Annotated in this window: 21 protein-coding genes; 19 read left to right on the top strand and 2 right to left on the bottom strand. The window is 31.8% G+C overall.

Features of this window, described 5'->3' with window-relative positions; genetic code table 11:
• The first annotated feature begins 23 nt into the window (after positions 1–23).
• From lpxA to IR010_RS00865, 16 genes are all read left to right on the top strand, one after another.
• Complete coding sequence (gene lpxA, locus IR010_RS00940; RefSeq protein WP_029270176.1) at positions 24–809, top strand: acyl-ACP--UDP-N-acetylglucosamine O-acyltransferase; 786 nt, start codon at positions 24–26, stop codon at positions 807–809.
• A gap of 125 nt (positions 810–934) precedes the next feature.
• Positions 935–1501 (top strand): elongation factor P, encoded by a 567-nt coding sequence (efp, locus tag IR010_RS00935; protein WP_029270178.1) that lies wholly within the window; start codon positions 935–937, stop codon positions 1499–1501.
• 135 nt (positions 1502–1636) lie between these two features.
• Positions 1637–2566, top strand: coding sequence for a UDP-3-O-(3-hydroxymyristoyl)glucosamine N-acyltransferase (locus IR010_RS00930; RefSeq protein WP_194600802.1), 930 nt, complete (start codon positions 1637–1639; stop codon positions 2564–2566).
• A 1-nt stretch (position 2567) separates the two neighbouring features.
• The gene (locus IR010_RS00925; protein WP_029270182.1) at positions 2568–2930 is read left to right on the top strand and encodes a nuclear transport factor 2 family protein; all 363 of its coding nucleotides are present in this window, start codon (positions 2568–2570) and stop codon (positions 2928–2930) included.
• An 84-nt stretch (positions 2931–3014) separates the two neighbouring features.
• A complete protein-coding gene (gene sucD / locus IR010_RS00920) occupies positions 3015–3887 on the top strand; it encodes a succinate--CoA ligase subunit alpha (RefSeq protein WP_007808093.1) in 873 nt (290 codons plus the stop codon).
• A gap of 177 nt (positions 3888–4064) precedes the next feature.
• Complete coding sequence (locus tag IR010_RS00915; protein WP_029270185.1) at positions 4065–4493, top strand: hypothetical protein; 429 nt, start codon at positions 4065–4067, stop codon at positions 4491–4493.
• A gap of 346 nt (positions 4494–4839) precedes the next feature.
• Entirely contained in the window at positions 4840–5451 is a 612-nt protein-coding gene (locus IR010_RS00910) for an RNA polymerase sigma factor (protein ID WP_194566170.1), read from the top strand.
• Between the two features lie 89 nt (positions 5452–5540).
• Positions 5541–6650 (top strand): FecR family protein, encoded by a 1110-nt coding sequence (locus IR010_RS00905; RefSeq protein WP_194566169.1) that lies wholly within the window; start codon positions 5541–5543, stop codon positions 6648–6650.
• 296 nt (positions 6651–6946) lie between these two features.
• Positions 6947–10675 (top strand): SusC/RagA family TonB-linked outer membrane protein, encoded by a 3729-nt coding sequence (locus IR010_RS00900; RefSeq protein WP_194600799.1) that lies wholly within the window; start codon positions 6947–6949, stop codon positions 10673–10675.
• 11 nt (positions 10676–10686) lie between these two features.
• Entirely contained in the window at positions 10687–12171 is a 1485-nt protein-coding gene (locus tag IR010_RS00895) for a RagB/SusD family nutrient uptake outer membrane protein (protein WP_194600796.1), read from the top strand.
• 23 nt (positions 12172–12194) lie between these two features.
• A complete protein-coding gene (locus IR010_RS00890) occupies positions 12195–13055 on the top strand; it encodes a putative zinc-binding metallopeptidase (RefSeq protein WP_029270195.1) in 861 nt (286 codons plus the stop codon).
• Between the two features lie 32 nt (positions 13056–13087).
• Entirely contained in the window at positions 13088–14437 is a 1350-nt protein-coding gene (locus IR010_RS00885) for a DUF4302 domain-containing protein (protein WP_194600793.1), read from the top strand.
• Positions 14438–14804: 367 nt separating this feature from the next.
• The gene (gene fabG, locus IR010_RS00880) at positions 14805–15551 is read left to right on the top strand and encodes a 3-oxoacyl-[acyl-carrier-protein] reductase (protein WP_029270199.1); all 747 of its coding nucleotides are present in this window, start codon (positions 14805–14807) and stop codon (positions 15549–15551) included.
• Positions 15552–15680: 129 nt separating this feature from the next.
• Entirely contained in the window at positions 15681–17708 is a 2028-nt protein-coding gene (locus tag IR010_RS00875) for a hypothetical protein (protein ID WP_194600790.1), read from the top strand.
• 59 nt (positions 17709–17767) lie between these two features.
• Positions 17768–18664: a LysR family transcriptional regulator gene (locus IR010_RS00870; protein WP_194566162.1), complete on the top strand. Its 897-nt coding sequence runs from the start codon at positions 17768–17770 to the stop codon at positions 18662–18664.
• Positions 18665–18737: 73 nt separating this feature from the next.
• A complete protein-coding gene (locus IR010_RS00865; RefSeq protein ID WP_194600787.1) occupies positions 18738–19703 on the top strand; it encodes a YeiH family protein in 966 nt (321 codons plus the stop codon).
• 50 nt (positions 19704–19753) lie between these two features.
• On the opposite strand, the gene IR010_RS00860 is transcribed toward IR010_RS00865, so the two are convergent.
• Positions 19754–20707, bottom strand: a complete 954-nt coding sequence (locus tag IR010_RS00860; RefSeq protein ID WP_194600785.1) for a hypothetical protein — start codon at positions 20705–20707, stop codon at positions 19754–19756.
• A gap of 171 nt (positions 20708–20878) precedes the next feature.
• Between IR010_RS00860 and IR010_RS00855 the strand changes: the two genes are divergently transcribed.
• Positions 20879–21880 carry a zinc dependent phospholipase C family protein gene (locus IR010_RS00855; RefSeq protein ID WP_194566156.1) on the top strand — a complete coding sequence of 334 codons (1002 nt, stop codon included), beginning with the start codon at positions 20879–20881 and terminating at the stop codon, positions 21878–21880.
• A 129-nt stretch (positions 21881–22009) separates the two neighbouring features.
• On the opposite strand, the gene IR010_RS00850 is transcribed toward IR010_RS00855, so the two are convergent.
• Positions 22010–24100: an LTA synthase family protein gene (locus tag IR010_RS00850; protein ID WP_194600782.1), complete on the bottom strand. Its 2091-nt coding sequence runs from the start codon at positions 24098–24100 to the stop codon at positions 22010–22012.
• Between the two features lie 203 nt (positions 24101–24303).
• On the opposite strand from IR010_RS00850, the gene IR010_RS00845 reads away from it, so the two are divergent.
• Together IR010_RS00845 and IR010_RS00840 are read left to right on the top strand one after the other, a co-directional pair.
• On the top strand, positions 24304–24969 hold the full coding sequence (locus IR010_RS00845; protein ID WP_029270212.1) for a response regulator transcription factor: 666 nt from the start codon (positions 24304–24306) through the stop codon (positions 24967–24969).
• Positions 24970–26370: a sensor histidine kinase gene (locus tag IR010_RS00840; protein ID WP_194566152.1), complete on the top strand. Its 1401-nt coding sequence runs from the start codon at positions 24970–24972 to the stop codon at positions 26368–26370.
• Positions 26371–26484 lie beyond the last annotated feature (114 nt).

Raw genomic sequence — 26484 nt, 5'->3', positions numbered from 1 at the left:
TTTAATTAAAATATAAAACATAGATGAATCAACCATTAGCATATGTTCATCCCGGCGCTAAAATCGCTAAAAACGTTGTAATCGAGCCTTTTACAACAATTCACAATAATGTTGTTATTGGTGATGGTACTTGGATTGGTTCAAATGTGACTATCATGGAAGGTGCTCGTATTGGAAAAAATTGCAACATTTTTCCAGGTGCAGTAATTTCTGCGGTGCCACAAGATTTAAAATTTGGAGGAGAAGATTCTCTTGCTATTATTGGAGACAATTGTACTATTAGAGAATGTGTTACTATTAACAGAGGTACAGTTGCTTCTGGGCAAACTATTCTTGGAAACAATTGTTTAGTAATGGCTTACGCTCACATTGCACACGATTGTGAAATTGGAAACAATGCCATTATTGTAAATGGTGTTGCATTGGCTGGTCACGTAGTAGTTGGAAATCATGCTGTTATTGGAGGTTTAGCTGCTATTCATCAATTTATTCATATTGGCGATCATGCTATGATTTCTGGTGGATCTTTGGTCAGAAAAGATGTTCCTCCATATACAAAAGCGGCAAAAGAGCCATTGTCTTATGTTGGTATTAACTCAGTTGGTTTAAGAAGAAGAGGTTTCAGCACTGAAAAAATTAGAGAAATTCAGGAAATTTACAGAATCTTATATCAAAAAAATTACAATACAACTCAAGCTTTAAGCATTATTGAAGCTGAGATGGAAGCTACTCCTGAGAGAGATGAAATTTTAGATTTTATCAGAAATTCATCAAGAGGAATCATGAAAGGTTATTCAGGGAATTATTAATTTTAGGGTTTAGATTTTTAAACTCAACTAGATTTATAATTACAATAACAAAATAATAAACAATAAATATAGAAGACTGATTTTTAAAATTAAAATCAGAAATCAAAAATCTAAAATAAAAACAAATGGCATCTACATCAGATATTAGAAACGGATTGTGTATTAAATTCAATCACGATATTTATAAAATTGTTGAATTTCTTCACGTAAAACCTGGAAAAGGTCCTGCTTTCGTAAGAACAAAATTGAGAAGTTTAACTACAGGAAGAGTATTAGATAATACATTTTCTGCAGGACATAAAATAGATGATGTGCGTGTTGAAACACATAATTATCAGTTTTTATACGCTGAAGGAGATGAGTTTCATTTTATGAATACGGAATCTTTTGAGCAAATTTCTTTGAATAAAAATATTCTGGATGCTCCAGGATTATTAAAAGAAGGAACAAGTGTAATGGTTCAGGTAAATACTGAAACTGATTTGCCTTTATCTGTAGATATGCCATCTTCTGTAATTCTTGAAGTTACATACGCTGAGCCAGGAGTAAAGGGAAATACAGCAACAAATGCTACTAAATCTGCTACGGTAGAAACTGGTGCGTCTGTAAACGTTCCGTTGTTTATTAACGAAGGTGATAAAATTAAAATCGATACTGCTTCAGGGAATTACATGGAGCGTGTAAAAGAGTAGTTTTTTAATTAGATAATTTGTCAATGAGTCAATTAGAAAATTAGTGAATTGTCACAATTTTGAGCATTCATTTTCTGATTGACACATTTTCTAGTTGGCACATTTTCTAATTGACAAATTTTCTAATTTAAAAATATGAAATTTCCAAAAGTTCACTCTTTAGAAGAAATTGCAAATTTGCTTAACTGCGAATTTATTGGCGACAAAAACTTTGAGGTTTTAGGCATGAACGAAATACATGTTGTTGAACCAGGTGATATAGTTTTTGTTGACCATCCAAAATATTACGACAAAGCTTTGCAATCAGCAGCTACTATTGTATTGATCAATAAAAAAGTAGAATGCCCTGCGGGTAAAGCGCTTTTGATTTCTGATGATCCTTTCAGAGATTTCAATACTTTAACCAAACACTTTAGACCTTTTCAAGCAACTAGCGTATCGATAGCTCTTTCTGCAACTATTGGAGAAGGAACTGTAATTCAGCCTAATTGTTTTGTTGGTAATAGCGTTACGATCGGTAAAAACTGCATTATTCATCCCAATGTTACTATTTACGATCATACTGTAATTGGTGACAATGTAATTATTCACGCTGGAACTATTTTAGGAGCAGATGCTTTCTATTATAAAAAACGTCCAGATGGTTTTGATCAGTTAATTTCTGGAGGAAGAGTTGTAATTGAAAATAATGTTGGAATTGGCGCTCTTTGTACAATTGATAAAGGAGTTACAGGAGATACAACAATTGGCGAAGGAACGAAACTGGATAATCAAGTTCATGTTGGACATGATACTGTTATCGGAAAAAAATGTTTAATTGCATCGCAAACCGGTATTGCAGGCTGTGTTGTTATTGAAGATGAAGTTACTATTTGGGGACAAGTAGGTACAACCAGTGGCATTACAATAGGAGCGAAGGCTGTTATTATGGGACAGACTGGTGTTACAAAATCAGTTGAAGGCGGCAAATCATATTTTGGAACCCCAATCGAAGAATCAAGAGAAAAATTAAAACAATTGGCCAATATCAAAAAGATTCCTGAAATTTTAAATAAATTGAAGTAATATGTCTATAAAAGAATTTGTTCAAAAATTTTACAAGTCAGATGCCTTAATTGATAGCGAAATCATGAAAACTTATCTGCATCCAGATGTTAAGTTGGATTGGAACAGCACTAAAGGATTAATCGAAATGGATTATAATTCGATGCTGGATATGGCCAACGAACTAAGTCGCGCTTATGTGCGTTCAAAAGTTAGAATCAGCCATATTATTGCTGAAGATGACTTGGTTTCTATTCGATATTCTCATTTTGTAAAAACGATAGAAAACCCACGAGAAGAGATGTTATTGGCACATTTTGCTACTATTTGGCAAATAAAAGATGATAAACTTTATCGCGGTTATCAAATGAGTCAATTTTCTTAATTTTTTTGAGCATAAAAAGGTTAAAATACGTTACAAAACCTTACTTTTGCATCACAATTTTAAAAACTACATAAAATATATATCATGAGTGTTTTAGTTAATAAAGATTCCAAAATAATTGTTCAAGGATTTACAGGAAGCGAAGGAACTTTCCACGCTTCTCAAATGATTGAGTACGGTACTAATGTTGTTGGTGGTGTTACTCCAGGAAAAGGAGGAACTAGCCATTTAGATCGTCCAGTTTTTAATACAGTAAAAGATGCTGTAGACCAAGCTGGAGCTGATACATCTATCATTTTTGTACCGCCAGCTTTTGCTGCTGATGCAATTATGGAAGCTGCTGATGCTGGAATTAAAGTAATTATTGCTATTACAGAAGGAATTCCTGTAGCAGATATGATTAAAGCAAATAATTATGTTAAAGAAAGAAATTCTAGATTAATCGGACCAAACTGTCCAGGAGTTATTACTCCAGGTGAAGCTAAAGTTGGTATTATGCCAGGTTTCGTTTTCAAAAAAGGAACAGTTGGTATCGTATCTAAATCAGGAACTTTAACTTATGAAGCTGCTGACCAAGTTGTAAAACAAGGTTTAGGAATTACTACAGCTATCGGTATTGGTGGAGATCCAATTATTGGAACTACAACTAAAGAAGCTGTTGAATTATTAATGAACGATCCAGAAACTGAAATTATCATCATGATTGGTGAAATTGGAGGTCAATTAGAAGCTGATGCTGCTAAATGGGTTAGAGCTGATGGTAACCGTAAACCAGTTGTTGGTTTTATCGCTGGAGAAACTGCTCCTGCTGGTAGAACAATGGGTCACGCAGGTGCTATTGTTGGAGGATCTGATGATACAGCTGCTGCTAAAAAACAAATTATGAGAGACAACGGAATCCACGTTGTTGATTCACCAGCTGAAATTGGTAAAAAAGTAAAAGAAGTATTGGGTTAATATCCAATCCCGATCCCGAAACTTCGGGACGGGACAAAATAACAGATTCCAAAAAAAAGTCTCAATATTTTGTTGAGACTTTTTTACATTTTTAAAATGTTTGGAATAGAATAAAAACTTAGCAACTACAACCTTTAGTCCCGAGGCTTCAGGATAGAAGCTTGAAAAATAAAAAATATGTATAAAGAATTAGAAAAGTTTAAAGTAAGCAATAGTTTTACTTTTACTATTGAAGACAGTTTAGAACAAGCTTGTAACGCTCCCGAAGCAGGTGCGGGTATTTTTGTTGTCTATGCAGTCGAAGGTGATGCAAAAGAATTAATCATGGTAGGTTCTACTGGGACAGTTCAAAATGACGGAACTTTGAAAAGTAAAAATGGTGGTTTATACGATAAGATCGTAAACGGACATCAATTTGCTAAAACAGGAAGAAAATATTCTTGGCCTGCACAAATGAAGTTAGAAGAGATTTCTGCTCTTGAAGTGGTTTGGTATGAAACTTTTAATGCAGATGTAAAAGCTATTCCAACTTCAGTAGAAGGACAGGTTTTGCAAAATTTCTTAAATGAAAATGCTAAATTACCAAGATGGAATGTAGCTTTCTAAAAGCTTTTTCAAAATCGAATCATTAAAGGCCTTGCTAAATTTTAGTAAGGCTTTTTTTTTGTTTATAACTTCATATTGTAGCTTCAAATGAAAAAGACTTCGCCATAATCTTACAATTACAATGTTTTTATAAAATTAAAATAATTTAGTAAATGTTTTAGTTCCCCAAGAAAATAAGGTTGTGCGACTGGTTTTTTAATATTACGAAAGTGTTTCTTCTATGTAAAAAAATTGTTTTTAAATATTTGATTTTATAATTTTATCACACAAAACTAAAAAATAATGTTAAAAAACTATATTTTTTGTATTAATAAAACGCATTCTAAAACGCAGTTTCCAAGTTACCATGAAAACCCAAATTTTGCCAATCAATACTTTAGATGACTGTACACTTTGGAATAACGTAAAAGAAGGTGATGAAAAATCATTTTCGGTATTATTTGAAAGACACTATGCTGACTTAGTGAGTTACGGAAACTCGCTTTCTCCTTATGCCGAAAAAGTACAGGATTGTATACAAGATGTTTTTACAGATATATGGGTTTATAGAAATAGTTTGCAGGCTTCTGTTATTGTAAAGGCCTATCTTTTATCCAGCGTTCGCAAGCGAATTGCACGTTTGTATGAAAGAGATCATATTTTTCGTAAGACTACAAGCACAGATTCTATTGCTTTTCTTTTGGAATTTTCGGTAGAACATGAACTCATTGCAGATGATGAAATTGCAAAAGAAAAAGTAATTCACTTAAATAAATTACTGAACGAGTTACCTTCAAGACAGAAAGAAGCTTTATACCTTCGTTATCATCAAGGTTTAACTGTAGAACAAATCGCTGAAATGTTAGATGTTAATTACCAATCGGCAAGTAATCTCCTGCATCGCGGTTTACTTAGTCTCCGTAGGGATTGGAAAGGTAATTTTTCATTGTTTCTTCTTATATCTTCAAGTACTTTTTAATTTTATTAAAAAAAAATAAAAAAAAATCACAATTTGGTGAGTATATAATAAGAGAACTGTCCTCTATGTTTTTGTAACCTCATTTTTAGATGCAAAAACGTAATAATTATACCGAAATTGAAGATTTTTTATCTGATGAATCATTCCAATCATGGATTTTGTTTAAAATTGATGAAAATGGCTGGGAAGAATGGACGCTGGAAAACGGTCAGCGTGCCAAGTTGGTCGAAAATGCAAGGCTTTTATTATTAGCCATGAAAGTACCTGACTCTAACTTATCTTTATCAGATATCCATAAAGCGTTGCACACAACGTGGATTAAAATTGAAGAAAAAGAAAATCAAAACCATTTTATTCGTAATTCAAGAAGATTCTTCCAAAGGCCTTTTATTACTGGAATTGCTGCAAGCTTGCTTTTTTGCCTGATATCTGTTTGGTTTTATAAAGATCATTTTGCTACAGATAAAGTGGTTACTTATAAAGAACTTATTGACGAAAATAGCGAAGGTTTAGTTGAACAGACTAATAATTCGAATAAATCGCAAATCATTACATTATCTGACGGAAGTTCAGTTTTATTACAACCCAATAGTAAATTAAGTTACCCTAAAATCTTTACCGGAAACGAAAGAAAGGTGTATTTATCCGGCGAAGGTTTCTTTGAAATTAGTAAAAATCCTAAAAAGCCTTTTTACGTTTATGCAAACGAGATTGTCACAAAGGTAGTTGGAACCAGTTTTAGAGTTAAAGCTTATTCTGATCAGCCTAATGTCGAAGTTCTTGTTCGCACCGGTAAAGTTAAGGTAAAACCAAATAATCTTGTTGCGTCAAAAGATGATCAAGAAGTAGTTTTGCTTCCTAATCAAGCGTTACGCTTTTGGCGTAAAGATTTGAAATTTAATAAAATAACTAATATCACCGAAGATGAGACACTGGCTCATAGTGTTGGCAATATTGAACAATTAAGTTTTGAATTTACTGATATTCCTGTTTCTCAAATCTTCGAAACAATTGAACAGGCATATTTGGTTGATATAGATTATCCAAAGAATAAATTGAAAGATTGCCATCTTACTACATCACTTAGTGATCAGCCTTTGACGGAAAAACTTAAGATTGTCTGTAAAAGCATAGGAACAAATACAAGTTTCGAAATGAATGGAAATCAAATTATTATAAACTCGGACGGGTGTAATTAATCCAATCTTTATAACTGTAATTATAGAGAAAGGGTGTGAGTTGAGATTTGAATTTAACAGCGAATTTTCTTTTTGAGAATCTCCTGTTTTTAGTTCTTTTCAAAATCAAAATGAAGCAATTTTTAACCAAAAACTAAATTAACCTTATTTGCCTATGTGAAAAATAAACATAAAAAAAGTGCCGAAATGCTGTAACATCTCGACACCTATAAATTTGAATTTCTCTCTGTAAAGAGCAATTCAATACGTTTCTTAAAATACACTCGAATCAGTATTAATCAAAACAAACCAAAATTATGAAAAAACCAGTTGTTAAACAACGATTACTCCATCGAATCATGAAAATAACACTATTTCAGTTTGTTCTAGCACTTGTGTTTTCAAGCATTGCTATGGCGAATAATGTAAATGGACAAAAAAAATTAGATACTAAGGTTACAATTACAGTTGAAAATTTAACTTTAGACAATGCATTATCTAAATTAGAAAAGTCTGCTCATGTAAAATTTTCGTACAATTCAAGACTGCCTCAATTAAATAAAAAGGTAAGTATAGAGGCTAATCAGGAAACTTTATCAAGCATTCTTAACCGAATTTTGATACCATTTAATATTACTTTTTCAGAAGTAAGCAATCAAATTATTTTACAAAAAAACAACTCGCTCGAGCCATTTTCAAATTTAGAAAATAATCCATCTGTATTTGATGTATTGGTTTTAGGGCCTATAATAAGAGGTAAGGTTACTGATGCTAACGGTATTCCGTTGCCAGGTGCTACTGTTTTGGCTAAAGGAACAAAAATTGCAGTATTGACTGATTTTGATGGTAATTTTTCTATCGAAATGCCTGCAAACAGTACTGCTTTAGTTATTTCTTATGTTGGTATGGAAACTAAAGAAATTGGAATTGAAAATACATCTCCAACTATAGTTTTGAATGAGTTAGGACAAAACTTAAAGGAAGTTGTAGTAACTACAGGTTATGAAAAAACTTCAAAAAGAACATTTACTGGAGCTATCAGTAAAATATCTGGAGCTGAATTGAAAGTGGATGGAGTAGTAGATGTGAGCAGAATGATTGAGGGTAAAGCTGCAGGGGTTACGGTACAAAATGTTACAGGAACTTTTGGTACTGCGCCTAAAATTACTGTTCGTGGATCTTCTTCTATTTTTGGTGATACAAAACCATTATGGGTAATTGACGGTGTTGTTCAGGAAGATATTATTAATATTTCGTTTGCCGATTTGGCTTCAGGTAATTCAGAAACTTTATTGAGTTCTTCTGTAGCAGGTTTAAATGCAAATGATATTCAAAGTATTGAAATTCTTAAAGATGCTTCGGCAACTTCTATTTATGGTTCAAGATCTTTAAATGGGGTTGTAGTAGTTACTACAAAACAAGGTCGTAGAGATTCTCCGTTAAAAGTAACTTATACAGGAGAGAATACAGTAAGAACGGTTCCGAATTATACCCAATATGATATTTTAAATTCTCAAGAATCAATGAGTATTTTGAAAGAAATGGAGCAAAAAGGGTTTCTTGATGTACCATCAACTCTTCAGGGGCGCTACGGTGGTGTTTATAATATTTTAAGTAGAGCAATTAATACTTATGTACCTGAAACAAACAGCTATTTAGTTAATAATGATCCTGTAAGCAGAAATAATTTTTTAAAAAAGTACGAATTAGCAAATACAGATTGGTTTAGTGTTTTGTTCCGACCTTCTATTACTCAAAACCACTCCTTAAGCTTTTCTGGCGGAGGAAAAAACAACACTTTTTATGCTTCGCTAGGTTATTATACAGATCCAGGCTGGACTATTGCAGACAATGTAAAACAATTATCATCAAATATAAAAGGAACTTTTTATGTAAATGACAGGCTGAATATTACGTTATCGACTTTAGCATCTGTGCGTGATCAGGAAGCTCCTGGTACTTATGAAAGTCAGCAAGATGTTGTATTTGGTAATGTAACAAGAGATTTTGATATTAATCCATTTAACTATGTTTTGAGTACTAGCAGAACGTTAAGACCTTATGATGAAGCTGGTAATTTAGAATATTATAGAAACAACTGGGCGCCAATGAATATTATAAATGAATTAGAAAATAATGTTTTAGAAATTAAAGTAAAAGACATTCGTTTTCAATTGGATTTAGACTATAAAATCAACAAAAACCTGACGTATAATCTAACAGGTTCTGCCCGATATGCCAATACCTCACGTGAGCATAAAATATATGAAAATTCGAATGTTGTCGGCGCTTATAGAGCAGGTACAGAATATGGTGCAGATGGTGTAAATACAACAGTTAGAAATGCTAATATCTATTTATATAAAGATCCAGACGATTTAACAGCACAGCCAATTTCTGTATTGCCAAACGGAGGATTTTTAAGAAAGTATACAAATGATATGACGTCATATAATATTAGAAATAGTGTTACTTATAGAAATACCCTTAATGATGTACATGAATTAGAAGGTTTCTTTGGTACTGAGCTTAGATCTTTAGATAGAAACAGCGACAATTTTACTGCTGCCGGAATTCAGTATGACAGAGGGCTTACGGCGTTTACAGATCCTAGAATTATCGAAAAAATTATAAATGAAGGAAATTCTTATTATGGTTTTGCAGCTGAAAGAGAAAGAACTGTAGGTTTTTTTGGAAAAGTAGGCTATACTTATGATCGTCGTTATACTGGTTCAATTACAGGACGTTATGACGGATCAAACAGACAAGGAAATAGCAGTTCGTCAAGATGGCTTCCAACTTATACTTTTAGTGGTAAATGGAATGTTACCGAAGAAAAATTCATGAAAAATACAGAATCGATTAATAATTTAGCTTTAAGAGCATCTTACGGACTTACTGCTACGGCGGGTCCAGCTACCAATTCACTGGCTATTTACAAAAGTTTTATTACAGATCGTTTAGGTATTTCTGACAGAGAAACAGGAATTGATATTGATCAATTGCAAAACTCTGATTTAACTTGGGAAAAACAATTTGAAACCAATATTGGAGTAGATTTAGGAATGTTTAATAACAGAATACAGTTTACAACAGATGTTTACAGACGTAAAGCATTTGATCTAGTTGATTATGTTGTGACTTCAGGAATTGGAGGACAAAAAATTAAACAGGGAAATAATGCCAATATGGAAACTAAAGGTATTGAGGTTGCTTTTACTACTCAAAACATTGTTACTAATAGTTTTAAGTGGTCGACAACACTTAACTTTTCTGTCTTTAACCAAGAAATAACAAGACTTGAAAATCAGCCTTCAGCATTTGATCTAGTTGATGGAAATGGAGGAAATGCTATTGGTCATCCAAGAAATTCAATATACTCTTATCAATTTACAGGCCTTAATAATCAAGGTTTGCCAACTTTTATTATGCAGGATGGTGAAACTGATAATGTTACAGGAGCTAATTTTCAAGATACTGAAAACGTAACAGATTATTTGAAATATGAAGGTTCTATTGAACCAAATAAATCTATTGGTTTAGCTAATACGTTTACTTATAAAAGCTGGTCACTATATGTTTTTGTTGTAGGTTCTGGCGGAAATAAAGTGCGTTTAAATCCAGCTTTCAGCAGCCAATATGATGATTTGACAGTATTTACAAAAGATTTTACAAATCGTTGGATTAATCCTGGTGATGAAGAATTTACAAATGTTCCTGTAATAGCTGACAAACGATTAATTACAAATTATGGTGGTGCTAATACACTCGGACGCGCTTATAACACCTATAATTATTCGGATGTAAGAATTGCAGATGGAGATTTTGTGAGATTAAAAAATGTTTCGCTTGGATGGGAATTCCCTACAGATTTCAAGAAAAAATTAGGAGTAAGTACATTTAATTTAAAAGGTTCTGCGGTTAATCCGTGGCTGATTTATTCTGATAAGAAATTAAACGGACAAGATCCTGAATTTCGTAATACTGGTGGTGTTGCCTTTCCAATTACATCGCAATACAGTTTTTCTATAAACCTTTCATTTTAATATAATTGATTATGAAAAATATAAAATATATAAAATTAAGCGCAGCTTTCTTACTGTTTGTTACTCTAAACAGCTGTGATGAATTCTTATCAGAAATTCCAGATAACAGAACTCAGATAGATACACCTGAAAAAATTTCAGAATTATTAGTAAATGCCTATCCAGGAGCATCTTATTTGGATTTGGCAGAAACTATGTCTGATAACGTAGATGATGGACAACTAGGTTCTATAGGAATAAAAAATGAACAAAGCTACAATTGGGAAATGCATAATGAAACCAATATAGACAGTGAAGCTTTTTATTGGGATGCTTGTTACAGAGCGATTGCGCATGCTAATCAGGCTTTGGCATCAATTGAAGAGCTGGGCAGTCCAGCAACTTTAAATCCACAAAAGGGCGAAGCATTATTAGCAAGAGCATACGCCCATTTTATGTTGGTTACTTTTTGGTCTAATCGTTATAATCCAGCAACAGCTCAAACTGATTTAGGCATTCCGTATGTTACTGAGCCAGAAACTCAACTATTAAAAAAGTATACTAGAAATACTGTAAAAGAAGTTTTCGATTTTATTCAAAAAGATATTGAAGAAGGTTTAAAATATGTAACCAATGATTATAAACAGCCAAAATTTCACTTTAATAAAGAAGCTGCAAATGCATTTGCAAGCCGTTTTTATTTAGTAAAAGGAGATTGGGATAAAGTGCTTGAAGTTTCTGAGAGTCTTGGTTCTAAACCAGTTGGCAAACTAAAAGATTACGCTACTTTATCAAGTCTGGCTCCAGATATTCAATTTATTGAGTATGGAAAGTCTTCATATGCAGCTAATTTGCTTATAGCTTCTCCTAATTCACTTATCGGAAGATCCGCGGGCAGCAATAATTTTTATTTGTCAGATGATAAGCAAACAGAACTTTTTAGAGTACAAACTAATCCATTTAATAAAACATGGCTGTATGATTTTTATACTTATAACAGCAGCAGAACATTGTTTACACCAAAGTTTGAAGAATATTTTAAATACACAAATTTGACAGCTAATATTGGAGAAGCCTATGCAGGAATCGTTCTTTTGTCTAATGATGAGTTTTATTTAAATCGTATTGAAGCTCTTGTTATGAAAGGCCGAATCACGGAAGCGAATACTGAGTTAGAATACTTTTTAGGAACTAGAACAACCGGATACAATCCGACAACAGATAAATTGACTCAAGCGAAAGTAACAACAATGTATCCTGTTATTGCAGATGAATTTACACCATATTATGCTTTGACGCCAATTCAGACTTCGTATGTTAAAGCAATTGCCGAAGCCAGAAGAAGAGATTTTGTTCACGAAGGATTAAGATGGCTGGATGTAAAGCGTTTCAATATTGTCGTAAATCACCCCACTTTTGGCAAACCTGTAAATGTATTGGTTAAAGATGATAAACGCAGAGCAATGCAAGTGCCACTTAGTGCTTCTAATAACGGCTTAGAGAAAAATCCTAGATAAATTTTAATTAAAATTTTAAAACTATGAAAATATTAAAACAATATAGAGTAATAATGTTTGCAGCTGGGGTCTTAATTTTTGGAGCCTGCTCTCATGAAGATCAGCCGGGCGAAAGTCAGCTTGATTATTCACAGCCACAAAAAACAGCTTTAGATAATTGGATTTCGACAAATTACTTAGTGCCGTACAACATTAATGCGCAGTATAAGTGGAATCAAAATACTGTTGATAATAATAGATTTTTATTTCCTCCAATGATTAGTAGTGTGCAGCCTGCATTAGATGTTGTAAAACAAATATGGCTGGACAGTTATTCTAAAGTTGGAGGCGCTGATTTTGTCAAAAAAATTGCACCAAGAGAAATTGTTTTGGTTGGAGGAGTAAACTCTAACACAAACGGAACCAGAACGCTGGGAATTGCAGATTCAGGACAAAGAATTACACTTTTTGAGGTTGATTACTTAGATAAAACAAATCGCGCAAATGTGACGGAGTTTATTCATACCATACAACACGAATATGTACATATTCTAAATCAAAACAAACCTTTTGATGAGCAGGCTTGGCAAAAAATAAGTCCTGGGGATTATACAGGAACATGGCATTTAGAAAAATTGGAAGATTCGAGAAATTTAGGTTTTATAACCAATTATGCCAGAAATAATATTATAGAAGATTTTGCTGAAACGGCATCCACAATATTAACAAGTTCAAAAGCAGAATACGCAGCGATTCTAGCCAGTATTTCTGATGAAGAAGGAAGAGCAAAATTGAAACAAAAAGAAGCTATGGTTGTAAAATATTATAAAGATGCTTTTAATATTGATTTCTATGCTTTAAGAGATGAAGCAGAAAAAAACACAAACAATGTTATCAATAATTAAGCTCGTCAATTATAATTTAAAATATTTCTATTATGAAACCAAAAAATATATTTAAGTACTTAATGGTTGCTTTTTTTGCAATACATTTATTGGGCTCATGTTCAAGCGATACAGAAGCTGAGCAAAAATTCGACAAAACTCCGGTAGAGCGTATAAACGAACAAAAAACGGAACTAAGTACAGCATTGCTTTCATCAGAATTTGGATGGAAAGCTGTTTATTTTACAGATGATACTCAATTAGGCGGTTTTACCCATTTATTTAAGTTTTCTGCTGATGGAAAAGTGCAAATGGCATCAGATTTTGATGCCGATACAGCAACTTATGAAAGTACGTACAGCATTGCTTTAGGAAGTACAGTTAGTTTGTTATTTGACTCTTACAACAGAATTCATCTTTTGTCTGATTCTAACAGCTACCCAACTACAGCTTTAAGAGGTAAAGGCTATTTGGGTGATTTCCAGTTTTTATACTACGGACAAGAAAATGGAGATCTTCTTTTTAAAAGCAATAGATTAGTTAGAGATGTGCGTTTTGTAAAAGCAACTGCACAAGATTGGGCAAATTTGCCTAAAAATCTTATAACGGAACAAAATGTTATTGGAGGAATTGAGAGACCATTATTTAGAGTGTTGGAAATTAATGATGGTACAGTTATTAAAAAGTATGATTTTGGTTTTTCGCCTGTAACTAGATTTTCATCTTCTAAATCTATAGACGTAAATTCTTCAGAAGTTATTAGTATGGGAGTTGGATATACTCCAACAAGTATTGTAGTAAGTCCAGCTGTCACGGTTGGAGGACAAAGTTTAAAAGAGTTTGTTTACAATGATGCTGATGGAAGTTTTAAAGCTACTGGTACTGGTGGTGTAACTGCTACAATTAAATACAGCAATGCACCTCTGGTGCTAAATGATGATTACAAAATAGTACTTCCAGGAAAAGTGTATTCTCGATTTGGCTATTACCCAGATGATTTTACAGCTGATGCAAGTACTAATTCAAAATTATTTCAAGCAGAAATAGATAAAATTAATGCAAATTTACCTGCGGGGCAATATCTTACATCGGTACAGTTATATTTAAACCATTCACTTGGAAATTTCATATACTACACTTTTGTTGGTAGAGGAGCTTTACAGCATTTTGTTGATGTTCAAGAGGATGCGGTTGGTAAAAAGATCATTTTGAAACATAAATCATGGAATGGAAATACTACGGTTTCTACTCCTGCATTTCTAGCAGGTTTTGATAAGTACTTGATGGATGCTAACGGAATTTATGTCAAGAAAGAAAGTTTTAAATTATATTATTCAAACACTGTTTACACCTTTACAAGTTCTTCAAGTCCATTTAGAATGACAACTTGGCAACTTAATTAATTAGATTGTTACAGTTTTTGGAAAATCGTCAATTTATAGAATGCTTTTTATGGCAGTAATTTTATTGGTTTTCTTTTTCACAACAAAGCAAAATCATATCTAAAAATTTAGTTTTATTTTTATTTTGAAGAAGGAGCAACTCAATTTTTGGGTTGCTTTTTTGATTATAGATACTTTATAGTAGTATTAATCTTTGCAATGTTGAAAGGTTATTGCAATTGTTATTTTTTTAAAAAGGGAATTATCATATATTTGACAAGTCATTATTAGCGCTGATAGAAGTAAATTTTTTTTTGTGTTTATTTAGAATATAAAAAGGAATAACGGATAGCAGAAAAGCTACAAATAATTAAAATTAATTTTGAATATGAAATTACTAGAAGGAAAAGTTGCCATTATTACAGGCGCTAGTCGTGGAATTGGAAAAGGAATTGCTGAAGTTTTTGCTAAACACGGTGCAAATGTTGCTTTTACATACAGTTCATCTGTAGAATCAGCTCAGGCTTTAGAAGCTGAATTGAACGGTTTAGGAATTAAAGCAAAAGGTTACCAATCGAATGCAGCCGATTTTAATGAAGCACAAACTTTTGTTGATGCTGTTTTAGCTGATTTTGGAACAGTTGATATCTTAATAAACAACGCCGGAATTACAAAAGATAATTTATTAATGCGTATGTCTGAAGCTGATTTTGATTTAGTTATTGATGTAAATCTAAAGTCAGTTTTTAATATGACAAAAGCAATTCAAAAAACCTTTTTGAAACAACGTGCTGGCTCTATCATTAATATTAGTTCTGTAGTAGGAGTTTCTGGAAATGCTGGACAAACAAATTATGCAGCTTCTAAAGCTGGTGCGATTGGTTTTACAAAATCAGTAGCTCTAGAATTAGGCTCTCGTAATATTCGCTGCAACGCAATTGCTCCTGGATTTATTGAAACAGAAATGACTGCAAAATTACCTGAAGATGTAGTAAAAGGATGGAGAGAAGGTATTCCGTTGAAACGTGGTGGAACTACTGAAGATGTTGCAAATGCTTGTCTTTTCTTAGCTTCAGATTTAAGTGCATACGTTACCGGACAAGTTCTTAATGTTTGTGGAGGAATGCTTACTTAAGGCCCTGAGGTTCTAAGTTACAAAGGTTCAAAAGTTTTAGTATTTAGTTTTTTCTCTGACGCTAAAATAAAAAATGAACACTGCTAGTCATGAATAATTGACTTTTTTAAATCTGAATACTAAATAAATATGACTACAAACACGATTCTATTATTATTGCTTTCTTTAGTAATAGCTGTTGGTCTGTCGTATTTTCAATATTTTTTCAAAGCCAAAAGCAAATCAAATGTGATTTGGCTTTTGGCTTTTTTACGTTTTCTAGCCATTTTTGCATTATTGGTTTTATTGATAAATCCGATAATGACCAAAAATTCGCTGGAAATAACAAAAACACCGCTTGCAATTGCGGTTGACAACTCCAGTTCGATTACAGCTTTAAAATCAGATAAAACGGTTTCCGATTTATATCAGAAATTAATATCAAATCCTGCTCTTAAAGAAAAATTCGAAATTCAGTCGTATCAATTTGATGCAGATTTTAAACCTTCTTCTACATTTGATTTTAAAGGAAAACAAACCAATCTTGATGAAGTTGCCAAGAATCTAAAAAGCATCAATAAAAATCTGATTTTCCCGACAGTTATAATTAGTGATGGAAATCAAACTACAGGAAACGATTATGTATATCGTTTTGATCCTGTCAATAAAGTTTATCCTTTGGTTGTAGGAGATACAACTACGTTTTTTGATTTAAAAATCAATCAGCTTAATGTAAATAAATACGCATTTCATAAAAATAAATTTCCTGTAGAAGTTTTTCTGCAGTATGCTGGAGATAAAACTTCAAACGCAGATTTTACAATTTCACAAGGAAATTCTGTTGTTGCAAGAGAGAAAGTTTCTTTTTCGCCATCAAAAAAAACGGCAACTATAAATTTACTTTTGCCTGCTGATAAAGTAGGTTTGCAAATTTTTAAAGCTGCTATTTCATCAAATGCAAAAGAGAAAAACAGCTATAATAATATCAAGAATTTTGCTGTAGAAGTGATTGATCAAAAGTCAACAATTGCTATCGTTTCTTCAATTAATCATCCAGATATTGCATCATTAAAACGTTCGATTGAAGTTAATGCACAGCGTAAAGTGATTTTGGTTAAACCAAATGAAATTAATCAGTTGCAAGATATTTCAGTTTTGGTTTTATATCAGCCAACAACTGCTTTTAAAGCTATTTTTGATAATAATAAATTAGCAGGAACAAATACCTTTATTATTACTGGAAACAACACCGATTTTAATTTTTTAAACCAACAGCAGCATAATTTGGTTTTTAAAATGAGCGGACAAAGAGAAGATTATTTATCTGAATTTCAATCGCAGTTTAATTTGTTTGCAATCGAAAATATTGGTTTTGAAAATTTTCCGCCTTTGCAGAATTTATTCGGAACTGTTACTACGAACGGAAATGTATCAGTTTTGCTTTCTTCTAAAATTAGAAACGTTGCAACAAATGCGCCTTTGCTGGCTTTCGCCGAAAATCAAGGCAAGCGAACTGCATTTCTTTTAGGTGAAAACAGCTGGAAATGGCGTTTGCAAAGTCATATTGACAATCAATCTTTTGAAAAGTATGATGTTTTTATTGATAAGATCATTCAATATTTAGCTTCATCAACGACCAGAAAATCACTAGTTGTTACGCATGAGAGTTTTTATAATTCTGGAGAAGCTATTGTAATTAATGCACAGTATTTTAATAAAAATTATGAGTTCGACGAAAAAGCGAGGCTTACAATTACAGTTACAAATGCTGCAACAAAACAAACTAAAAATTATGATCTATTAAAAGGAAATAATTCTTTCTCAGCCAATCTTGATGGATTAACAGCTGGAAAATATAATTTTTCTGTAAAAGAGCTAAATACAAACACCTCTTATTCAAGTCATTTTGAAATTTTAGATTTTGATATCGAAAAACAATTTGTAAATCCTGATGTTACCAAACTGAAACAATTGGCCTTGCAAACGAACGGAAAAGCGTTCTTCGAAAATCAAGCAGATAATTTGATTAATACTCTTTTAGAAAATAAGGAATATAAATCAATCGAAAAAAATGTTTCAACAAAAACTCCTTTAATTGATTGGGTTTGGTTATTGATTTTGATTGCTTCTTTATTAACGATTGAATGGTTTGTTAGAAAGTATAATGGACTACTTTAAAAGTTTCTAAGGTATTTTTTAACTTGAAACTTTAAACTTGAAACAAAACGAGACAAAAAATGGATTTCAGGCTAAAAGTATTTTACACCGTTGCGCTCCGCCTTAACTTTACTAAAGCGGCAACAGAATTATACATTTCACAGCCAGCGGTTTCTAAGCACATTCAAGAACTTGAAGAAACTTATAAAACCAAACTTTTTGAACGAAATGGTTCTAAAATCGCGTTAACTCCAGCTGGAGAAATTCTCTTAAAACACACCAAAAATATTTTCGAAATTTACAGAGAAATTGATTTTGATATGAGTTCTTTCCTAAACGAACGGCAAGGTTTATTGAGATTGGGAGCAAGTACAACAATTTCGCAATATATTATTTCTCCTGTTTTGGCCCGCTTTCATCAAAAACAAAAAGATATTAAAGTCAATTTGCTAAATGGAAATACAGAGCAAATTGAAAACGCTTTAATCAATAAAGAAATCGAAATTGGAATTGTCGAAGGGCAATCTAAAAATCAATCCATAAAATATATTCCGTTTTTAAAAGACGAATTGGTTTTAGTCTGCAATACTAAAAATGCTTTCGTTAGGCAAAATAAAATTTCATTAGAAGACTTAAAATCAATGAAATTTATAACCCGAGAACGAGGTTCTGGAACACTTGAAGTTATAGAATATGCTCTGAAAAATCTTGGAGTTAAATTTACGGATCTAAAAATTGAAATGCAATTAGGAAGTACAGAAAGCATAAAATCATATTTGTTAAATTCAGATTGTTTTGCTTTTATGTCAATACACGCGGTAAGTAATGAACTGAAAAATAATGAATTAATTGTTTTAGATGTTGAAACACTCGCAATTGAAAGATATTTTTATATTATTACTTTAATCGGTAAATCAGATTCTTTGTCTGAATTATTTATTCAAAACTTATCTGATTACTATAATTTGAAGTTATAGTCAATTGTATTTTACGATTGGCAACTTAAGTATAAAGAGCAGACCTTTGTAAGGAAATATAAAATTCCTTATTTTGAAAACGAATCAAAATTCAGTATCCCATTTATTCGAAGTTAACCACTATTTGCAACAGGCAATTTTTGCAGTAATAATTCTTTTATGTTTATTTTCAATTGTCAGTCCGCCAATTGCTTTATTATTTGGTGTTTTAATGGTAAATATTTTCGGAAATCCATTTGTTGCATTCAATCATACAGCAATCACTTTCTTACTTCAATTCTCTGTAGTTGGATTAGGATTTGGAATGAATGCTGCAAGTGCATTTTCAGCTGGAAAAGAAGGCTTTGTATTGACTATATTTTCTATTTTTAGTACTTTGCTATTAGGTACATTTTTAGGAAAATGGTTGAAAACCGATAAAAAAACATCTCATTTAATCTCTTGTGGAACCGCAATTTGTGGAGGAAGCGCTATTGCGGCGATTTCTCCAGTAATTAAATCAAATGAAAATCAGACTTCTATAGCATTAGGAGTGATTTTTATATTAAATTCAATTGCTTTATTTGTGTTCCCATTTATCGGTCATCAGCTTGATTTGTCGCAGAAAGAATTTGGTTTATGGTGCGCCATTGCGATTCACGATACGAGTTCTGTAGTTGGTGCTGCCAACAAATACGGTGCTGAAGCTTTGGAGATTGCAACTACTGTAAAACTTGCAAGAGCGTTATGGATTATTCCGATTTCACTTATAACAGCAGTAGTTTTTAAAAACAAAAATTCTAAAATCAAAATTCCATACTTTATTGCTTTGTTTATTATTGCAATGCTTTTTAATACTTTCGTGCCGGCAACAGCAGTTTTTGCCCCATACCTAGTAAATATTGCCAAAATAGGATTAACAATTACGTTGTTTTTAATTGGTGCAACTTTAAATATAAACACTTTAAAAGCAGTAGGAGTGAAGCCTTTATTGCAAGGAATTTTCCTGTGGATTTTTATTGCTGTTTTGGCCTTGGCAGCAATTATATGGCTTAATTAGTTTCTAAACTATAGAATCTATATAATTTATATGTTAAAAAATAAAAACTGCTATTTTACTTTAGAAAACTTCACAATTGGTTTGTCAATCATCTTGTAAGATTTTCCTTTGAATGAAAACCGCCTTTCTATTTCAAAATTAAATTGCTTCTTTGTCTTTGTCATTGCTATAATTTCATCTGGAAAGTTAACTTCGAATTCGTCATTGGCCTGAGCAGCCTTATTAAACGAACCATTTGTTTTAATGATAATATCTCTAAAATGCTTTTTAATATTATCATTTACAACTGTATAAGAGCTCGACCATGATGTGCTTTCAACATTTGTAAGCTGATAATTATTAACTTCCAAGATTGGCTGGTATTTGCCGTCAAATCCGGCAATAAGATAAAGATATCCTTCGAAAGGACCGCCACCGCCGCCATTAACGGGCAATATTGTAAACCCATACTGATCTTCGCCGATTTGTAAAAGCTTTGGAGTAGGACATTGTGCAAATGCGCCAAAAGCAGCTACTGCAGGCTGAAAAGATCTCATTTCCCAGACCTTTCCATTTTTAGCGAATTTAGCCAAGCCTAATAAGCCACCAGAAAAGCGGCTTGTTTGCAAACCATCTTCATCATAAACGGAATGGTTGAATGCCAGTACTTTAAATTCATTTCCTTTAGAATCTGAATAATCAATATTCGCAAGAATTCTTGTTGCCACACCATTTGTGTACGGAAACATTTGATCACCCTCTTCGCCATTTACATCAGTAAAAGCGTTTGGTTTACATGTTTTACAATTCCAGCTCACAAATGTATTATGATCAGAAAGATTATATAGTTTGCCTGGAAAAAGCTTCTGCATTGTTTTTACAGCGTCCAAAGGATCATTTATTTGTAACGTTCTTTTGGTATTTAAGATGGTATCTTTTACATTTTTTAATTGTACAATGTCATCTTGTGCTGTACATAAAGAGGTGAAAATCAAAAAAATAATACATGAAGTGATTAGGCGCATATTATAAAGTTTAAATAAAATATAAACGAATTTACAAAGAAACTTTTAATATGAGAGAATATTAATAATAAGGTTAAAAATCTAAAATAAATTAAATTAACACAATCTTAATTGGTATCCTTTTAAATTACCTTTAAATAAAATAAATTTGCACCAAAATAAAAATTGCAAATGAAAAACTTTAAAATGAAGCCAAAACTAATCGCTTTTGTTGTGTTAGGAATTGGATTTTTGACATTGTCGTGGGGAATCGTTGGACACGAACGTATTAATAAAGCTGCCGTTATGGCTTTGCCTCAACCGCTACAACTATTCTTTTATAATCACATCGATTTTATTACACAAGAAGCATCTGTACCAGATATTCGCAAATATGCTTTAAAATACAAAGATGAAAATCCGAGACATTATATTGATTTGGAAAATTTTGCTGGTCCAATTGACAGTTTGCCTAAGACACTAGAAGAAGTAAATAAAAAATACGATGCTAAATTTCTAAATGATAATGGTGTTTTGCCTTGGTTTATCGAAGATATTATGGCAAAATTGACTAAAGCTTTTAAAGACAAAAACAGAGCAGAAATTTTATTTCTTGCTGCAGATTTAGGACATTATGTTGGGGACGCACACATGCCGTTGCATACTTCTGCAAATCATGACGGACAATTAAGCGATCAAAAAGGGATTCACTCTCTTTGGGAAAGCAGATTACCAGAATTGTTTGCTAAAAACTATAAATTGAATGTTCCAGAAGCGCATTATTACGAAGATGTTCATAAAGCAACTTGGGACTTAATTAAAGATACACATAGTCTAGTAAATCCGCTTTTAGATGTAGATAAAAAGCTGAGAACTTCGACTCCTGAAAATCAGGTTTTTGTTGTTGATGCTGATGGAAAAGTAGTTAAAAACAAATACAATTCGGCTAAATTCTCTGATGAATATGCAGCTAAATTGCATAAAGAATTAAACGGAATGGTAGAAACTCAAATGAAAAAAGCGATCACTGCTACAGCAAGCTTTTGGTATACTGCTTGGGTAAATGCCGGAAAACCAGACTTGAGCGATTTAGATGCTCCAGAGATTACAAAACGTAACAGCAAAGCTTTAAAACAAGATATTAAATCGTTTCAAAAAGGAGATCTTTTTGGAATGCAGAATCAGAATGACTAACAAAAGAGTATTCAGTCTCAATGTTTAGTTTACAGATTAAAAAAGCCTCAAATTCATATTGAATTTGAGGCTTTTTTAGTAATGTTCGATAATTTGAAATTTTGATTTCTGAATTAGAATTTTAGTATTTTACTTTTGGTATTTCTTATACTTTAGCATATCTGATGCCGTTTGGTAAAATGAAATCGTTTCGTTGATTAAGTCTTTTCGCTGTGTTTTTAAGCATTTTTCATTGTAATCAATTTGAAATTCAGGAGAAATTCCTGATTTTGAATCTAGCGTCAAACTAAACTGTTTAACTTGTTGTTTTGGTGATAAAATTGTAAGTACATTGTCTTTTATCAATCCTAAATCTTGATAAGTTGCAATAAAAGCTCTTGGTTTATAATCACCTTTAAAAACATCTTGGCCAAAGAACTTGCTTTCATAATTAAAATGAAGCAAACCAAAAAGAGTTGGCATTAAATCAATCTGTGACATTAATTTACTGAATTTTGCAGGTTTTTCATTTGGTCTGTAGATAAAGCCTGGAATTCTGTATTTATCGAGAGGAAGTTCTGTTTTGCCAGCGCTTGAAGCACAATGATCGGCAACGATTACAAAAACTGTATTTTTAAACCATGGCTGTTTTTTTGCCATTTCGAAGAATTTTCGAAGTGCATAATCCGTATATTTTACACCACCGTCGCGTGATTTAATATCTCCAGGAATATCAATTTTATTGTTTGGATATGTAAAAGGCCTGTGATTACTAACAGTCATAATGTGATTAAAGAAAGGTTTGTTTTCTTTTGCTTCTGTATTCATGACTTTTATGGCTTTGTTGTACATATCTTCATCACAAACACCCCAAACGTTTGAAAACGTAATTTCTTCTGGAGAAAAACTCGATTTGTCTACAATCTGGTAACCATTTCCTGAATAGAAGTCTTGCATATTATCGAAGAATGCATCGCCACCATACATAAATTTAACATTGTAGCCTTTCTGTTTAAAAATGGCTCCCGTAGAAAATTTATTTTTATTGTCTTCTCTTTTTACAACGCTTTCGCCTGCAGTTGGCGGTAAACATAATGTTACAGCTTCAAGTCCGCGGACTGTTCTGTTTCCTGCCGCATACAAATTAGTAAACTGTAAACTTTTTTGGGCTAAACTATCTAAGAAAGGAGTTATATTTTGTTGGTTTCCATACGATTTCATGAATTCTGCACTATAACTTTCTATAGTAATTAAAACAACATTTTTATGATTCTCTAGAGAGTCTCCCATAATATTTCTGAAGGTATTTTGTCCAGATATATCAGGAAATTGCTGTTTAAGAATAGTATATGCTTCTTTGTTAGGAAGCGTCTTGTAGAATTTGAAATAATCTAATTTATTATTTTGAAAAGCTAAATAAAACTTGTATAATCCATTAGATTGCAGTTCGTTAACAAAAACATTTTTAGAATTTTCAGTTTTAGATAGAGTTGGAATTGCGATTATTGAAATTAAAAATAAACCAAGATAAATGACTGTTATTTTTATTTTTTCGCTTAACGTTGGAATGTCGCTTATATAATTTTTAGAGTGTTTTAAAATAAAATAAGTGACAATTCCAGTTACTAAAAATAGGACAGAAAATAAAGGAATTACAGGGTAAGATTGCATAATGTTTCCGATAACTTCATTGGTGTATATCAAGTAATTAACGGCTATAAAATTGTATTTTACACCAAATTCATTCCAAAAGAAGTATTCACTCAAGCCATTCTGAAGAATCAGCAAAACATATAAAAAAATCACAAAAGCAAAGAGCCAAAACCTGATTTTGTCTCTCAATTTTGGGAGAAAAAGCAACAAGGCAAAAAGAGCCATTTTAATTCCGATAAAAATTAAGACAATTCTTGGCAAAGCACCTCCGTATTCGTCGAAAATACTTTTTCCTGAAGCTGTATAAATAAATACAATCGCAAAAAAGCCAAGAATAATATATCCTGAAGGCTTGCTGTATTTAGAATTTGAAATAAAAATTAAATATAACCATAGAAAAACACTGGCTACAATAAAGACAAAAAAATCTGAGATCAATCCTAAACTAAATATTTTCAGGCTCTCAAGAATTGTAAATGAAGTTTGAGTTATGGGGTGAAAAAACAAAACAATTCGCAATATAAAACTTACAACAAAATAAAATAAAGCAAGATTGTAAAAAGGAGAAAACTTTTTGTAAAATGTCATAGAATTTATTTTTTACAAAATTAATTCCGATAAATTAGTTCTAGATGAAGTTATGCTTTTACCTTGCTTAGTGTTAACTTAAAGTTTACTTAAGATGACATTTATTGTTGTATTCCGATGATTTTAAGGATTTTCTGAATATTAAAATATTTATCTTTGACCAATTCAAAGTAAAGAAGTAAATAATCTTAATAAAAATATACATGCATATTTTAATAGTTGAAGATGAATTGGGAATTATTCAATTTTTGAAGCAAGGCCTTGAAGAAGAAGGTTATGAAGTTGCAACGGCAATTGATGGCTCGAAAGGTTTTGAATTGATTCAGAATCAGAAATTTGATTTGATTTTATTAGATTGGATGCTTCCGAAAATTAATGGTTTAGATTTATGCAAAGCCATTAGAATTAAAGATCAAAAAACGCCAATTATCTTTTTGACTGCAAAAGATACAGTTCAGGAAACTATTGAAGGATTAAAGGCCGGAGCGAATGATTATATAAAGAAACCTTTTAGTTTTGAAGAATTGGTTGAACGTATTAAAATTCACTTTAGAAATAAGACAGACACTGAAAATTTAACTCTCGGAACTATAAAAATTGATTTATCAAAGCATATTATTTTTAAGAATGAAGAAGAAGTAAATCTTACACAGCGAGAATTTGAGTTGTTGACTTATTTAGTTAAAAATAAAGGAAAAGTTTGTACAAGAAATCAGATTTTAAAAGATGTTTGGGAAATTAATTTTGAATATGATACTGGCGTAATTGATGTTTTTATGAATGCTATTCGAAAAAAACTCAATTTAAAAATTGAAGAAGATTATATTAAAACAATTCGCGGTATTGGTTATATCGCAAACGACTTATAGATGGCACAGCTTTCGTTTAAAAACAGAATCGCATTAAATTATATTATTACCACTGGTTTGCTGATTTTAGTGGCTTTTTCGGTTATTTATTTTATTGTAAAACATACTGTTTATAGTCATGTAGATGAAAATATCAATGTTGAAATTCAGAACCACTTAAAGGAAATTAAAGTCGAAAAAGGCAAAATAATCCTAATTGATAAAGAAGAATGGAATGAGCGCGAACACAATACAGTTGATGTAAATCCTGTTTTTGTAGAGTTTTTAGATTTGAATAAAAATATTATCGAAAAAGCGCCGAATCTCAAAACACAAATACTTGAATTTAAAGATTCTGTTGAAGATTATGAGTTATTCGACACCAAACTGGGAAATAATGCCATAAGACAAATTCAGGTTCCGCTTCATGTCGAAGAGAAAAAAATAGGTTATATTATAGTAGCAATGTCATTGGCAGATTCTACAATGGTTCTTAATAATTTATTCGAAATAATGTGCTTGTCTTTTCTGGCTATTTTATTATTCTTGTTTTTTATCGCCAGATTTTTTGCAGGAAGAAGTATAAAACCGATAAATGCAATTATAAATACTTCTAAAATTATAACCAAAGACAATCTCAAAATCCGAATACCGCTGCCCAAAACAAGAGACGAATTATACATACTTTCTAAAACGATAAATAATTTATTAAATCGAATTGAAGACGCGATTGAGCGTGAAAAACAATTTACTTCTGATGCCTCGCATGAACTAAGAACACCTTTAACTGTAATTAAAGGTACGCTTGAAGTTTTGATTCGTAAAGAACGTGACAGCAAGGAATATGAGCAAAAAATTAATTACTGTATTAATGAAGTTGACCATTTGAATATGCTGGTTGATCAACTTCTTTTGATGGCTCGTTTTGAAAATCAGAAAAAAAATATAATCCCAGAATCAGTGTACTTGAATTCCTTAATTTTAGATGTTTTGACATTGAATTCAGAAAAAATTCATGCCAAAAAAATCAATATTAAATTCAATGCTGAAGAGGATTATTATATAGAATCTGATCATTTTTTAGTAATTACAATTCTGAGAAATATCATTTCTAATGCAGCTAAGTATACGAATGCCGGCGGCGAAGTTGTAATTTTGCTTTCGAAACAAAATGAAAAAATAATTTGTGAAATTTCAGACAATGGAATTGGCATTGAGAAAGGAGATTTAGAAGCTATTTTTAATCCGTTTTTCAGGTCAAATTCTACAGATCATCCAGAAATTAAAGGAACAGGATTAGGTTTGTCAATTGTAAAAAGAATTACTGAACTACTGCATATAAAGTTTAAAATAGAAAGCGAAATAGGAATTGGAACAACTGTAACCTTAAGTTTTAACGAAAAAATGAAAACGCTATCATAAGTAAGAAGTACTTAATAAAATCAATACTTAGATTTTTTTTTAACAATAAACTATCATTAAGTTAAATTAAATATTGTGTTTTTATGAAATTAACTATTATATTTGCAACCGAAT

This window comes from Flavobacterium sp. MR2016-29 (assembly GCF_015350695.1).
GTDB lineage: Bacteria > Bacteroidota > Bacteroidia > Flavobacteriales > Flavobacteriaceae > Flavobacterium.
Note: the sequence above shows the minus strand (reverse complement) of the source record. Positions and strands in the feature narration are given on the sequence as shown.